13 protein-coding genes and 1 riboswitch are annotated in these 13,646 nt (G+C 41.6%); of the genes, 10 read left to right on the top strand and 3 right to left on the bottom strand.

Annotated elements, in window-relative coordinates:
- Positions 1-19 precede the first annotated feature (19 nt).
- The 4 genes from ACG59Z_RS10285 to uca all read left to right on the top strand — a co-directional run bounded on the left by ACG59Z_RS10285 (position 20) and on the right by uca (position 6,511).
- The gene (locus ACG59Z_RS10285) at positions 20-1,183 is read left to right on the top strand and encodes a zinc-dependent alcohol dehydrogenase (protein ID WP_400199159.1); all 1,164 of its coding nucleotides are present in this window, start codon (positions 20-22) and stop codon (positions 1,181-1,183) included.
- A 186-nt stretch (positions 1,184-1,369) separates the two neighbouring features.
- Positions 1,370-1,465: riboswitch (guanidine-I (ykkC/yxkD leader) on the top strand.
- 28 nt (positions 1,466-1,493) lie between these two features.
- Complete coding sequence (locus ACG59Z_RS10280) at positions 1,494-2,234, top strand: urea amidolyase associated protein UAAP1 (protein WP_400199157.1); 741 nt, start codon at positions 1,494-1,496, stop codon at positions 2,232-2,234.
- 15 nt (positions 2,235-2,249) lie between these two features.
- Positions 2,250-2,903, top strand: coding sequence for an urea amidolyase associated protein UAAP2 (locus tag ACG59Z_RS10275; RefSeq protein WP_039255520.1), 654 nt, complete (start codon positions 2,250-2,252; stop codon positions 2,901-2,903).
- A 2-nt stretch (positions 2,904-2,905) separates the two neighbouring features.
- Complete coding sequence (gene uca / locus ACG59Z_RS10270; protein WP_400199155.1) at positions 2,906-6,511, top strand: urea carboxylase; 3,606 nt, start codon at positions 2,906-2,908, stop codon at positions 6,509-6,511.
- 38 nt (positions 6,512-6,549) lie between these two features.
- Here the strand turns inward: uca and ACG59Z_RS10265 are convergent, their stop codons facing one another.
- Positions 6,550-7,086: an NAD(P)H-dependent oxidoreductase gene (locus tag ACG59Z_RS10265; RefSeq protein WP_114252244.1), complete on the bottom strand. Its 537-nt coding sequence runs from the start codon at positions 7,084-7,086 to the stop codon at positions 6,550-6,552.
- A gap of 92 nt (positions 7,087-7,178) precedes the next feature.
- On the opposite strand from ACG59Z_RS10265, the gene ACG59Z_RS10260 reads away from it, so the two are divergent.
- The 6 genes from ACG59Z_RS10260 to ACG59Z_RS10235 all read left to right on the top strand — a co-directional run bounded on the left by ACG59Z_RS10260 (position 7,179) and on the right by ACG59Z_RS10235 (position 11,736).
- Complete coding sequence (locus ACG59Z_RS10260) at positions 7,179-7,532, top strand: helix-turn-helix domain-containing protein (protein WP_042077166.1); 354 nt, start codon at positions 7,179-7,181, stop codon at positions 7,530-7,532.
- Between the two features lie 85 nt (positions 7,533-7,617).
- Positions 7,618-8,157, top strand: coding sequence for a hypothetical protein (locus tag ACG59Z_RS10255; RefSeq protein ID WP_400199153.1), 540 nt, complete (start codon positions 7,618-7,620; stop codon positions 8,155-8,157).
- A 171-nt stretch (positions 8,158-8,328) separates the two neighbouring features.
- On the top strand, positions 8,329-8,454 hold the full coding sequence (locus ACG59Z_RS10250) for a hypothetical protein (protein WP_279718422.1): 126 nt from the start codon (positions 8,329-8,331) through the stop codon (positions 8,452-8,454).
- A gap of 4 nt (positions 8,455-8,458) precedes the next feature.
- A complete protein-coding gene (locus ACG59Z_RS10245) occupies positions 8,459-8,893 on the top strand; it encodes a CopG family ribbon-helix-helix protein (protein ID WP_001118705.1) in 435 nt (144 codons plus the stop codon).
- 12 nt (positions 8,894-8,905) lie between these two features.
- Positions 8,906-10,717, top strand: coding sequence for an allophanate hydrolase (gene atzF, locus ACG59Z_RS10240; RefSeq protein WP_400199150.1), 1,812 nt, complete (start codon positions 8,906-8,908; stop codon positions 10,715-10,717).
- The gene (locus tag ACG59Z_RS10235) at positions 10,714-11,736 is read left to right on the top strand and encodes an ABC transporter substrate-binding protein (RefSeq protein ID WP_400199149.1); all 1,023 of its coding nucleotides are present in this window, start codon (positions 10,714-10,716) and stop codon (positions 11,734-11,736) included. Before atzF ends, ACG59Z_RS10235 begins: the two co-directional genes overlap by 4 nt.
- Before the next feature lie 50 nt (positions 11,737-11,786).
- Here the strand turns inward: ACG59Z_RS10235 and ACG59Z_RS10230 are convergent, their stop codons facing one another.
- Both ACG59Z_RS10230 and ACG59Z_RS10225 read right to left on the bottom strand, forming a co-directional pair.
- The gene (locus ACG59Z_RS10230; protein WP_400199148.1) at positions 11,787-12,668 is read right to left on the bottom strand and encodes an ABC transporter ATP-binding protein; all 882 of its coding nucleotides are present in this window, start codon (positions 12,666-12,668) and stop codon (positions 11,787-11,789) included.
- On the bottom strand, positions 12,668-13,612 hold the full coding sequence (locus ACG59Z_RS10225; protein ID WP_199987110.1) for an ABC transporter permease: 945 nt from the start codon (positions 13,610-13,612) through the stop codon (positions 12,668-12,670). Before ACG59Z_RS10225 ends, ACG59Z_RS10230 begins: the two co-directional genes overlap by 1 nt.
- Positions 13,613-13,646: the final 34 nt, after the last annotated feature.

Below are 13,646 nucleotides of genomic sequence, written 5' to 3'. Positions count from 1 at the left end.
GAAATAGAGGAATAACAATATGCGCGCTCTTACTTACCACGGTGCAGAAGATGTTCGAGTAGAAACAGTTGCAGACCCAATTATTCAAGAACCGGATGACATTATTTTACGCGTGACTGCCACAGCGATATGTGGCTCTGATTTACATTTATATCGAGGCAAAATCCCAAAGACTGAACATGGCGATATTTTTGGGCATGAGTTTATGGGTGTAGTTGAAGAAGTCGGCCCAGCCGTTACCCATGTGAAAAAAGGCGACCGTGTCATTGTGCCTTTTGTGATTGCTTGTGGTGAATGTTTCTTTTGCCAACTTAACCTGACCGCTGCCTGTGAAACCACCAATACAGGGCGCGGCGCAATTATTAATAAAAAACAGATTCCACCAGGTGCGGCTTTGTTTGGTTATAGCCATCTTTACGGCGGTGTACCGGGCGGGCAAGCGGAATATGTGCGTGTGCCAAAAGCCAATAAAGGCCCTTTTAAAGTGCCAACTTCACTGTCAGATGAAAAAGTACTTTTCTTGACTGATATTTTACCGACTGCTTGGCAAGCCGTGACCAATGCCCAAGTGAAACGTGGCTCAACCGTTGCAATTTATGGTGCAGGGCCAGTCGGACTGTTAAGTGCTGCTTGCGCTAAGATGCTCGGCGCAGAAAAGATATTTATGGTCGATCACAATGACTATCGATTGAACTATGCAGCGGCAACATACGGTGCTATTCCAGTTAATTTTGATGAAGTCGATGCGGCCGAATTTATTATTCAGCATACCGACAATTATCGCGGTGTCGATGCTGTGATTGATGCGATTGGCTTCGAGGCAAAAGGCAGTGTGATTGAGACAGTGCTCACCAATTTAAAGCTTGAAGGTTCAAGTGGTGCAGCGCTTCGTCAATGTATTGCCGCAGTTCGTCGTGGTGGTGTAGTCAGCGTACCGGGTGTATATGCAGGCCCAATTCATGGCTTTTTATTTGGCGATGCTTTTGATAAAGGGCTGACTTTTAAAATGGGCCAAACCCATGTGCATCAATATTTGCCGCAACTCTTAGAACTGATTGAGCGTGGTGATTTGTCGCCTGAAACTATCATTACCCATCGAATGAAATTAGAAGATGCCGCAGAGGGTTATCGCATTTTTAATGAAAGAGAACAGGACTGTCGCAAGGTAATTCTACTTCCTTAATACGCTCTCTTATAATTCATTCTTAAGCCTCTTCGTGAAAGGGGCTTTTTTATTTTGAAATGCACAATTTTAAGTGCAGGTTTTTATTTTTGAACTTAAATCGCACCTAAACAGCCCAAGATTAGTATTACTTTTAATCAAAACCGTAATACTAAGTTGGCATGTCCTTTGCATAGTCATAAACAATCAAAAGTGATCTAGGGTTCCGATACTTCATGTATGTCTGGACCGAGAGTTCACGGTTCCTAGCGAACTACACGGAGGGATAAAAGCCCGGGAGGAAGTCTAAAACTATCCGACAGGAGTAGCTATGAACACTGCAAGTTATCATAACAATCAGGCGATTTGGACCGAACTTTTACCCGGAGGACATCACTGGTCGGGTCGTATTCAAAAAGGAACTATTCTTAGATTTACATCGCTTAGCGCTCAGGCAAATGTTTCTTTGTTTTGTGTAAATGCTGCCGATGTGCTTGAACGTTTTAACATGCCCGACAGTTTAAAAGGGCAACACACCGCCTATTTAAAAGCTTCCAACGTATTGTACTCAGACCTTGGCCGTGTCATGGCTTCCATTGTTCGTGATGATCATGGTTGGAATGATGCACTTTGTGGCCCAAGTCGACCTGAGCAAATTGAAAAGCAATTTGGGATACGTACATTTCAAGATGCCCGCAATGATATGTACCAAAACGGCTTAGACAGCTTACTCATTGAAATGTGTAAATACGGGCTTGCCAGCCAAGACCTGAGTGCCACGGTTAATCTATTTTCTAAAGTTGCACCAGATGAAAACGGCGTTTTGTCATATGTCAGTTCTGACAACACCAATCAAAGCATTGAACTGCGTTTTGAAATGGACTGCTTAGTATTTTTATCTGCTGCGCCGCATGGTTTAGACACCAGCCCAATCTATCAACCTGCCGATATTCAACTCAGTTTATTTAGAGCCAATTCACTAACAGACAGCGATATTTGTCGTGATGCATGTTCGCAAAATCAGCGTGCCTTTCAAAACACAGCCCGCTACTACGCGCTTAGCAATATTTAAATCAGGAGAAGCATCATGACAGTTTTACAATCATTTGAAAAAGCAGTTTTAAATGAAGTTTGTCCTGCGGGTGAAGCGTGGATGTGCGAGGTTAAAAAGGGCCAATATTTTCGAATTATTGACCTTGAGGGAAACCAAGCGGTCGATACTTTGTTTATGAGTGCCGAAAACCCAACTGAGCGTTATAGCGCAATGGATACTTTGGCCATCAACCAACAAATCTATTTAGAAAAGGGCACCAAGCTCTACAGTAACTTTGGTCGTCCAATTGCCGTTATTCATGATGATAACTGTGGTCGCCATGACACCATTGGCGGTGCTTGTTCATGTGAAAGTAATACGGTTCGCTATGCACATGAAACGTACCCAATGCATAGTTGCCGTAACAATTTTATGTATGCCTTGGCAAAACACCCGATTGCAAAAAAGCATGGCTTAAATGTCCGTCACATCGGTCCAAATATTAACTTTTTTATGAATGTGCCTGTTACGCCAGATGGTCAGCTTAAATTTGATGACGGAATTTCAGCTCCGGGAAAATATGTCGAAGTTCGTGCAGAAATGGATTTGATTGTTTTAATTTCCAATTGTCCACAACTAAACAACCCATGTAATGCCTATAACCCAACCAAAATTCAACTGGTTGTCCGTGAAGCGGAAGGGGTGTAAGCATGTTTAAAAAAGTTCTGATTGCTAACCGCGGTGCAATTGCCTGTCGCGTCATTCGCACCCTTAAAAAACTCGGGATTGCTTCGGTTGCGGTTTATTCCGAAGCCGACCGTGATTCTTTACATGTAACTTTGGCCGATGAAGCTTTCCTAATTGGTCCTGCACCTGCACACCAAAGTTATTTAAATATTGAAAAGATTCTTGAAGTAGCAAAACAGTCGGGAGCAGAAGCCATTCATCCCGGTTATGGTTTTTTGTCTGAAAATGCCGAGTTTTGTGATTTGTGCGAAAGCCAAGGAATTGCCTTTATTGGGCCAACTTCAAGCCAAATGCTGGATTTTGGTTTAAAACATACTGCACGTGAACTTGCTATTAAAAGTAATGTACCTCTACTTCCGGGCAGCTCACTACTTGCCGATGAAGCCGAGGCCTTAACCGAGGCGGCCCGTATTGGCTATCCAGTCATGCTGAAAAGTACCGCGGGCGGTGGGGGTATTGGCATGCGTTTGGTCTGGAATGAAACTGAATTAAAAGATGCCTACCAAACCGTATCTTATTTAGCGCAGGTCAATTTTAAAGATGCAGGTTTATATTTAGAAAAATTTGTACAACATGCACGCCATATCGAAGTACAAATTTTTGGTGATGGGCAAGGGCAAGTTTTAGCCTTGGGTGAGCGTGATTGTTCGGTACAACGCCGTAATCAAAAGGTGATTGAAGAAACACCCGCACCACATCTAAATGAACATCAACGCGACTACCTACAAAAAGTTGCGATTCAACTGATGCAGTCGGTGAACTATCGCTCGGCAGGCACAGTTGAGTTTGTCATGGACACCGAAACCCAAGAATTTTATTTCTTAGAGGTTAACACGCGTTTGCAAGTCGAGCACGGCGTGACCGAGCAAGTATTTGGTGTCGACTTAGTCGAGTGGATGGTTACACTGGCAAGTGGTGACTGGTCAGCACCGACTGAAAAGTTAGAGCCAACAGGACACTCTATTCAAGTTCGTCTTTATGCCGAAGACCCGATTAAACAGTTCCAACCAAGTGCGGGCTTACTTACCCATGTTAAATTTGACCCGCAAGCCCGAGTCGAAACATGGGTAGAAACAGGTTCAACGGTATCGTCTTTTTATGACCCAATGATTGCCAAAATCATTGTGACTGCTGCAACACGGGACCAAGCCATACAGGCAATGAGTGCTAGTCTTGCCAACACGCAAGTCGCAGGCATTGAAACCAATTTGGAATATTTACAGAATATTATTGCTTGCGATGTGTTTGCTTTAGGTACTCAAACCACTCGATTTTTAAATACCTTTGAATGGAAAACTCAAAAAATTGAGGTGTTGCAGGCTGGCATTCAAACTGCCATTCAAGACGTAACAGGTCGGTTAGGTTATTGGGATGTCGGGGTGCCGCCATCGGGTGCGATCGATCCACTCAGTTTAACTGTGGCAAACCAGCTTTTGACCAATGAGCCAAATACCGCAGGTCTTGAATGCACCTTGCAAGGGCCGACCTTAAAGTTTCACTGCGACAGCCAAATTGTCATTACGGGCGGTGATATGCCTTCAAAACTTGATGGCGAACTTGTGCCGATGTGGCAAACCATTAATGTAAAAAAAGGCCAAGTTTTAAAATGTGGGCTTATCCGTTCAGGTTGCCGTAGCTATATAGGTGTGAAAGGTGGATTTGATGTTCCTGACTATTTAGGGTCACAGGCGACTTTCACTTTAGGGCAGTTTGGTGGGCATGCAGGCCGTAATTTATTAATTGGCGATATGCTGCCGATTACTGAATATTCCGCTCAATCGACCACTGCTTTAGCTCAAGCACAAATTCCTAGCTTTACCCAAAACTGGGAAATTGCCGTCATGTATGGCCCACATGGCGCACCAGATTTTTTCACCAAACAAGATATTGATACGTTCTTTACCAATCAGTTCGAAATTCACTATAACTCAAGCCGTACAGGCATTCGTTTAATAGGGCCAAAACCTGAGTGGGCACGTGAAGACGGCGGTGAGGCAGGCTTACATCCTTCCAATATTCACGACAACGCTTATGCGATTGGGGCAATTGATTTTACGGGCGATATGCCAATTATTTTGGGTCCGGATGGTCCGAGCTTAGGCGGCTTTGTTTGCCCTGCGGTAGTCATTCATTCCGAGCTTTGGAAAATCGGGCAGCTAAAAGCAGGCGATAAGGTCAAATTTGTACCCGTGAGTTATGCGCAAGCAAAAGTACTCGATCAAAAATATCATCAAAGCTTAACCGCGGCTAATACGACTCAGATCAATTTTAATCCAGCTATTCAAGCAGAGCCCGACACTTTACAAGATGCTGTTTTAGCCACTTTAGATGGTGAAGCTGACTTACCAAGCGTGGTCTATCGACCAGCAGGAAATAGCTATTTGTTGGTGGAATATGGCGAGTTAGTACTTGATCTAAATTTACGCTTTCGTATTCATGCACTCATGCAATGGGTCAAAGATCAAAACATTCAGGGCATTATCGACTTAACACCGGGCATCCGTTCACTACAAATTCATTTTGATTCAATCCAGCTCGATCAACTTGAACTTTTACAGAAACTTCAACAAGCAGAAGCCGAATTACCCGATATTCAAAATATGCAGGTGCCTTCACGCACTGTCTATTTGCCTTTGGCTTGGGAAGATTCACAAACTCAACTTGCTACCGAACGCTACACACAAATTGTTCGTCCAGATGCCCCGTGGTGCCCAGATAACGTCGAGTTTATTCGCCGTATTAATGGCTTAGCTTCTAAGCAAGCAGTTAAATATGTGGTCTATAGTGCAAACTATTTGGTGATGGGTTTAGGCGACGTGTATTTAGGTGCACCCGTTGCTACGCCGCTCGACCCACGTCAACGTTTAGTCACTACAAAATATAACCCAGCACGAACTTGGACACCTGAAAACGCCGTGGGTATCGGCGGAGCGTATATGTGTGTGTACGGCATGGAAGGGCCGGGTGGCTACCAGTTTGTTGGCCGTACCACTCAAATGTGGAGCCGTTACCGTAAAAATGCCGACTTCGAAGATGGCAAACCGTGGTTATTACGCTTTTTTGACCAAGTGAAGTTTTATGAAGTTTCTGAGGCTGAACTTCTTCAAATGCGTGAAGACTTTAAGGCAGGTCGTCTACAGCTTCGTATTGAAGAGGGCGTACTCAACTTAAAAGAATACAACGCGTTTTTAAAAACACACCAAGACAGCATTCAAGCCTTTAAAGATACACAGCAAGCTAACTTTGAGGCTGAACGCCGCCGTTGGCACGAAGCGGGCTTGCAGGAATATATTTCTGAAAGCCTAGATGCTGTTGATGAAGGTGAAACCGTAGTTATTCCTGAAGGAGGCTGTGCAGTCGAATCACACATGCCGGGCTCAATCTGGAAAATCGAATGCGCATCGGGAGATATTGTTGAAGAAGGTGCAACCCTTGCAGTCATTGAGGCAATGAAAATCGAAATTCCAATTATTGCACCCGAACGCATGAAAGTTGAAACCATTACTATTGAAAAAGGTCAAACTGTAAAAACGGGACAAGTGCTATTTACCTTGGCACCAGTTGCTTAAACCAAAAGAGAGCATCAATACCGATGCTCTCTTTTTTATTATGCTTCGGTCAAATGCTTTAATACTTTATGACCATGTTCAACCGCTTTTAACTTAATTTCAGACTCTGAATGACCTGATAATGGAGAAACTTCATAAAGCAAGAATGTGCTACTTAACTGCATTTGCGTATATTGAATTGAATATTGAACCGCTTTTAAAAAGCTATCAATTAAGTTTTCTCGGTCGTTCACCATATCGGCTTCTTTTTGCCCGACTGTCATACTAATAATGACTTTTTTATCTTTTAATTTGTCGCCCTGAGAGCCATAAGCAAACTGATACGTAAAGACTTCATCAAACCATAACTTCAAAATTGCCGGCATATTAAACCAGAACATTGGATATTGTAGGATGATCGTGTCGTGGCGTAGCAACGCTTCTTGTTCAGCACTCACATCAATTTTATAGTCCGGATAAAGCTGGAAAATATCTCGCACTTCAAGGTCCGGATAGGTTTTTATAAGTTCATTCACTATCGTTTTATTTGCAATTGATTGAGCGTAGTAGGGATGGGCCAAAATAAGTAAAGCCATAATAATGCCTTGTAGCTATAAAAATCATAGTCACTATAATTTTTATAGTATGGGTGTACAATAACTATCAAAGTTGATAGGTGGTGTTAAAAATGGCAAATACTGAAAATAAATGTGAAATCAGCATGAATGGAAAAACGTATCCATGCCATATCAGTATGGCTATGGATTTGGTGGGTGGAAAATGGAAAGGCGTCATTTTGTATTATCTAAAAGATGGGCCAAAACGTTTTAATGAAATCAATCAGTTAATGCCAACCATCACTGAAATGACTTTAAGCCTTCAACTCAAGCAATTAGAGCAAAGTGGCTTAATATCTCGAACCGTTTATGGTGAAAAAGCACCAATTAAAGTGGTTTATGAAATGACCGAATTAGGCCAGTCTTTTAAACCTGTTTTAGAGTCTTTATCGGTATGGGCACATACGATGATTAATCAGTCATAAGATTAAAAACATTAAAGTATTGAATAAATTAGACTATTTTAGTGATATTTAATATTATTCTTCATGAATAAAAAAGGAAATTATTATGAAGAGAATATTATTACTGTCATTTATATTTTTTAATTTACTTACTCCGACTTACGCTCAAGAAGTAAAATATAAAAATATTGTAGTTAATTTAAAAGATCACTGGGATATTAGTAAAGGTCAAAATGGAGAGCTTTTTGCCATAAAACAGGAGAGTAAACAGGCAATTATAATTTCAATATATTATCCCAAAGGTATAGAAGAAGGTATGCAGTATCTGGTTGCTTCTCTACAAATTCCTAAACAAGGATTAGTAAAAATGAAAGGGGTAACATTGGTTAATGAGGATATTAATATTCCATTGAGTAGTGGTATGAATTATCAAGCGAATGTTTTTACAACCAACTTTGATAAACGTTTTCTTATCAGTGCTTCATCAGGTACTAATGCTGGAGTTGTCTTAGTGACATATGAGGGAGAAGGTAACGATACAAATAAAGCAATTAATGATTTTAAAACTCTAATAAATAATATAAAGATAGAGGCCCCTAAAGATGGATTCCTTTTTAATCAGAATGATTTATTGAAACATAACTAAGAATTAAAACAGATAGCCCCATCCCTGTGCATGGGGCTTTTTTCTGCCCAAAAATCACTCATAAATATCCATCAAACCCATCAAAACTCCGCTTAAAAATTGGCACATTTTCTGCATCTCATATCAGTAATACAAAAACTGAATTTGGTAATACCAAGCTAGAGGTGCGATATGAACGATGTAAAACCTATGGTTCAACCAAAGCCAACTTTAAAAGCCTTTTTAGTCGAATTGCTTAGCGTACGTGCAGGCGTATATATCAAGCAAAACAATCAGCCGCCTAAAACAAAAGGATAAGACTGTGGCAAAACAAAAGTTGGCTCGAATCAGTATTACCGTACCTGAAACGACCCTCAATGCACTCGATCAAAAAATTGTCGAGCAGAACTATGAAAGTCGCTCGCAAGCCATTGTCGACATGATTAATAAGCACCTGATTGCAGAGCAAGCACAGGCCAATGAAGTCATGGTGGGCACATTAACGCTGCTTTATGACGCTAGCCAAATGACCTTGCGTAATCAATTGGTCGATTTACAGCAACAGTTTTTAGCACAAGTGATTAGTTCACTTCATATCCAGCTCGACCAACAAAAGATATTGCAAGTCATGTTGATGCAGGGCGCGAGTTCTGAGCTCAGACAAATTAGCCAGCAATTTATTGTGCTGAAAGGGGTGATTAAAGGGCATTTAGAACTGATGGATGCCGTGATGCCGCCGATACAGCAAAATGACTAAATGAGGAGTAGCGTGTTGAAAAATTTATGGACTATTCAAGACTGGAAAACAGCATATCAAAATGGGCAAATCCATCTTGAAGATTTGATTGGCTATGTTGCAGAAATTACAAATGATGATCATGCATGGATTGAAATTGCATCGAATAACCAGATTCAGGCACAAATTGATGTTTTAAAAGATCAGAATATTGCTGACTTACCTCTATACGGAGTGCCATTTGCAGTCAAAGACAATATAGATGTTGCTGGTTTTCACACTACTGCCGCCTGTAAAGAAGTTGAATATTTAGCTACACAAGATGCTGCCGTAGTTGCCAAGCTGAAAAAAGCAGGGGCGATTGTGGTTGGTAAAACTAACCTCGATCAGTTTGCGACTGGACTGGTTGGCATTCGCTCGCCCTATGGTGCAGTAAAAAATAGTTTTAACCCTGAATATATTAGCGGTGGTTCAAGCTCTGGTTCTTCAGTAGTGGTTGCCAACGGTATTGTGCCTTTTAGCTTGGGGACAGACACGGCGGGGTCAGGGCGTGTACCTGCTGGTCATAACAATATTGTGGGCCTAAAACCAACAAAGGGCTGGTTTTCTACCACAGGTTTAATTCCTGCCTGTCGAACCATTGATGTCATTTCTATTTTCGCGCTGCATGTTGATGATGCGTGGACCGTTGCCAATTTAATGCAAGGTTACGATGAAACAGATGAATATTCACGAGTACATCCAGCCAATGTACCGACTCAATTTTCTAAACGAAAAATAGCTATTCCAGCTCAGCTTGAGTTTTATGGCGATATTGAATCTGAAAAAGCTTTTTTTGTTGCAATTGAGCGTGTAAAAAAACTGAGCTATGAAGTTGAGAGTATTGATTTCAGCGCGTTTAATGAGCTTGCTGCCGCACTGTATAACGATGCTTGGGTGGCAGAAAGAACAGTCGCCGTTGAACGCATGACAACACGTGAAAAGGCTCATCCAGTCATTGCTCAAATTATTGCGCAGGCAGATAAATTCAAGGCAACAGATGCACTTCAAGCCGAATATAACCGCGCCGTACTAGCTCGAAAAATTAATGTGGCTTTACAACCTTTTGATGTATTGATGGTTCCGACAGCACCAACTATTTACACCATTGCCGAAGTTGAAGCCGACCCTTTAACTAAAAATGCGCAAATGGGGGCATATACCAACTTTGTTAATTTTGCCGATCTTTCTGCTTTGGCCTTACCAAATGTACTTCGTGAAGACGGCCTTCCAAGCGGCGTAACCTTTATTGCAACAGCTTGGCACGATCAGGCACTCGCCAATTTTGCGCAGCTTTGGCAAACCGAAACATCGCTGAGTTTAGGTAAATCAACTCAACATTATCAAAAAAGTATAAACATCCAGTCGAATCATTCAGTGCAGCTCGCTGTTGTGGGAGCGCACTTAACAGGCATGCCACTTAATTTTCAGCTGACTAGCCGTAATGCCACTTTGCTTAAGAAAACCCAGACAGCAGACACTTATAAACTCTTTGCCCTAAAAAATACCACGCCACCAAAGCCGGGGCTGCAATGCGATGCAGCAGGTACTTCAATTGAAGTTGAAGTGTGGGATGTTCCATTAGCAAATTTTGGAGCCATTGTGGCTGAAGTGCCTGCACCACTTGGTATTGGGAACCTGAAATTAAAAGATGGAACATGGGTCAAAGGCTTTATTTGCGAAGCGTATGCCATTCAAGATGCAACCGATATTAGCCATTTTGGAGGCTGGCGAGCCTATATACAGTCACTCAATCAAACCGCTCAAAGTGTTGTTAGTAAAAATGTTGGGGAAGTTTCTATATGATTAAAAAAGCGTTGTTATCCGTATCTATTTTATCGGCAGTTGTATTGGGTGGGTGTGACAATACCGCTAAAGTGCCCGAGGCCAAACAAGATGCTCAGGCATCCACAAATACAAAACCAATTACCATTGGCTATAGTGATTGGCCGGGCTGGGTGGCTTGGCAAGTGGCTATTGAAAAAGGTTGGTTAAAAGAAGCAGGGTTAAATGTAGAGTTTAAATGGTTTGATTATTCGGCTTCGCTTTCAGCCTTTTCCGCAAATCAGCTCGACGCTGTGTTGGTCACCAATGGCGATAACTTGGTAACCGCTTCGGGTGGTACGCAAGGCATGATGATCATGGCAACAGATTATTCTGCGGGCAATGATGTCATTATTGCAAAAGAGGGCATTAACACCATTCAAGACTTAAAAGGAAAATCGATCGGCGTCGAAAAAGGTTTGGTTGATCATCTTTTACTAGCGACAGCTTTAACCGACCATAACATTAAAGCTGATGACGTGAAGTTGGTAAATTCAGCGACGAACCAATTACCTCAAGTATTTAATAGCCCAGATATTTCTGCGATTGCTGTTTGGCAACCTGTTGCAGGTCAGGCATTAAAAGCAGTGGCAGGCTCTAAAATTATTTATACCTCTAAAGACAAGCCGGGTTTAATTTACGACACATTAACAGTCAACATGGGCCATTTAACAGCTCATCAAGAGGAATGGAAAAAAGTCATTCAGGTGTGGGATAAAACAGTTAAATATATTAATGACCCTGCAACTCATGCCGATGCGGTTAAAATTATGGCAAATCGTTCAGGGGTTGACCCAAAACAATATGAGTTGATGGTTAGCGGTACGCATTTATTAGATATCAATGCCAATAAAAAAGTATTTACTAAATCTCAAGGCTTTGACTCGATTTATGGCTCGACCTATCACGTCAATAAATTTAATGTCGAAAATGGGATTTATAAAACCGAACAAAATGTAGATGGGCTGATTTATCCGACACTCATAGAACAACTTAAATGAGCCAAATAAATAAAAAGCCCAAGTGCAACTTGGGCTTTTTAATGTCTTTCTTATTTTTCTGTACTGACCTGAGTCATACGTGGAATTTTTGGTAAGTCTTGTAAAGCTGGGTCAAGCTCATCTTCTTCGGCGTGAACTAAATAATCTACCCGTGTCCGAAGTTGTTTAAACTCAGGTGTACTCATTAAGTCGAGTGAGCGTGGACGCGGTAAATTAACTTCAATTATTTCTTTAATTTCACCTGGGTTGGCTTTGAGTGCCACAATTCGGTCTGCCAGTAAAATGGCTTCATCCATGTCATGGGTCACAAAAATAATGGTGATATCAATGTTTTGCCATAAATCCATCAAGTGCTTTTGCATTTTTTGACGGGTGTGTGGATCGAGTGCACCAAAAGGTTCGTCCATGAGCAAAATTTTTGGTTGATTAACCAGTGCTCTAGCAATCGCAACGCGCTGTTTCATACCGCCAGAAAGTTGGTGTGGATACTGATTTTCATATTTTTCTAAACTAATAATATTGATCCATTCACGTGCTTGCGCCTCTGCTGTCATTTGACTAGCGCCGCGCATTTGAGGGCCAAACATCACATTTTCTTTTACAGTTTTCCACGGAAAAAGGGTATAGCCCTGAAATACCATGCCGCGTTCAGGGCATGGTCCTGTAATGCATTCGCCGTCTACTAAAACTTCTCCGCTATGGTATGGGTCTAAACCTGCAATAACACGGCTTAATGTCGATTTGCCGCAGCCAGAGGGGCCAATCACACAAATAAATTCTCTTTTATGAATTTTTAAATCGAGCTTATTTAAAACAGTGCGTTCGCTTTGACCATGCTTAAACACTTGGCTCAGTTGTTTAGCTTCTAAAATCACAGGACGTTCATAAATTTTTTGAAAGTATTCATGCGCGTTAAATGTTGAATCGTTCATTATTTTGCTCCTACTTTCCAAGTGAACATCCGCTCACCTAACTTCATTAATAGCCAATCGCAGACCAGACCAATCACCCCAATAATCAAAATAGCTGCATAGACATTGTCAAAGTTTTGATAGCGTGCCTGTTGGGTAATAAACCACGTAATACCCGAGGTCGTACCAATCAACTCTGAAACAATTAAGTAGGTCCAAGCCCAGCCCAGTAACACACGTAAGTCACGGTAAATATCAGGTAAGGCAGCAGGAATCACCACATGAAATAAACTTTTGAGCTTATTGGTGCCAAGCGTATAGCCAGCTTCAATTAAGCTTCGGTCTACCATTCGGGTGGTATTGGCAATAATGAGAATTTGCTGAAATAGCGTACCAATCACGATAATGGCAATTTTAGGTGCATCATTAATCCCTAAAATTGCTACTGCAAGTGCGCCAAAGGCGGGAGCTGGTAAGTAACGGAAAAACTCGACAAACGGCTCTGTTAGTAGGGATATCCGCTTAGAAAAACCACATAAAATACCGAGTGGAATACCAATCAATGAAGAGATAAAAAAGGCTGAAAAAACCAGTTTAATACTGTGCCATAAACTTTGATGAAACCACGGCGAATCAGGTTGTTCTGGTGGTGTGGTAAATGCGGTGACCAAAGCCTTAGCGACTTCATGGGGAGCGGGTAAATAAATCGGATTGACCAAAAGACCTTGTGGTGGTGCAGAATTTCGATTGACTGCATTTTGTGCTTCGAGATAGAACACATTTTTATCAATGCGACTTCCCACTTGTAAGTAAGAAACACTTCCCGAACTCGTGATTTGTACTTGAGGATGCCAAACAAAAGGTAAGTAACTGATTGCGCACCAAAGACATATTGGAATCACGAAAGAACAAATACTGAGAATCAGCTTGTTCTTTCGCGTAAATTCCTTTGCAACATAACCCATATCGAGAGCTCCCCATTTTGATCAGTATTACGAT

It is taken from the genome of Acinetobacter sp. ABJ_C1_1 (genome assembly GCF_044684115.1).
GTDB lineage: Bacteria > Pseudomonadota > Gammaproteobacteria > Pseudomonadales > Moraxellaceae > Acinetobacter > Acinetobacter nosocomialis_A.
This window is presented reverse-complemented; position numbering and strand designations above follow the sequence as displayed.

Bases quoted from the DNA above. Each gene is read 5' to 3' on its own strand.
- uca (WP_400199155.1), top strand. From the start codon at position 2,906: ATGTTTAAAAAAGTTCTGATTGCTAACCGCGGTGCAATTGCCTGTCGC.
- ACG59Z_RS10275 (WP_039255520.1), top strand. From the start codon at position 2,250: ATGACAGTTTTACAATCATTTGAAAAAGCAGTTTTAAATGAAGTTTGT.
- ACG59Z_RS10230 (WP_400199148.1), bottom strand. From the start codon at position 12,668: ATGAACGATTCAACATTTAACGCGCATGAATACTTTCAAAAAATTTAT.
- ACG59Z_RS10285 (WP_400199159.1), top strand. From the start codon at position 20: ATGCGCGCTCTTACTTACCACGGTGCAGAAGATGTTCGAGTAGAAACA.
- ACG59Z_RS10250 (WP_279718422.1), top strand. From the start codon at position 8,329: ATGAACGATGTAAAACCTATGGTTCAACCAAAGCCAACTTTAAAAGCC.
- ACG59Z_RS10225 (WP_199987110.1), bottom strand. From the start codon at position 13,612: ATGGGTTATGTTGCAAAGGAATTTACGCGAAAGAACAAGCTGATTCTC.
- ACG59Z_RS10255 (WP_400199153.1), top strand. From the start codon at position 7,618: ATGAAGAGAATATTATTACTGTCATTTATATTTTTTAATTTACTTACT.
- ACG59Z_RS10280 (WP_400199157.1), top strand. From the start codon at position 1,494: ATGAACACTGCAAGTTATCATAACAATCAGGCGATTTGGACCGAACTT.
- ACG59Z_RS10265 (WP_114252244.1), bottom strand. From the start codon at position 7,086: ATGGCTTTACTTATTTTGGCCCATCCCTACTACGCTCAATCAATTGCA.
- ACG59Z_RS10260 (WP_042077166.1), top strand. From the start codon at position 7,179: ATGGCAAATACTGAAAATAAATGTGAAATCAGCATGAATGGAAAAACG.
- ACG59Z_RS10235 (WP_400199149.1), top strand. From the start codon at position 10,714: ATGATTAAAAAAGCGTTGTTATCCGTATCTATTTTATCGGCAGTTGTA.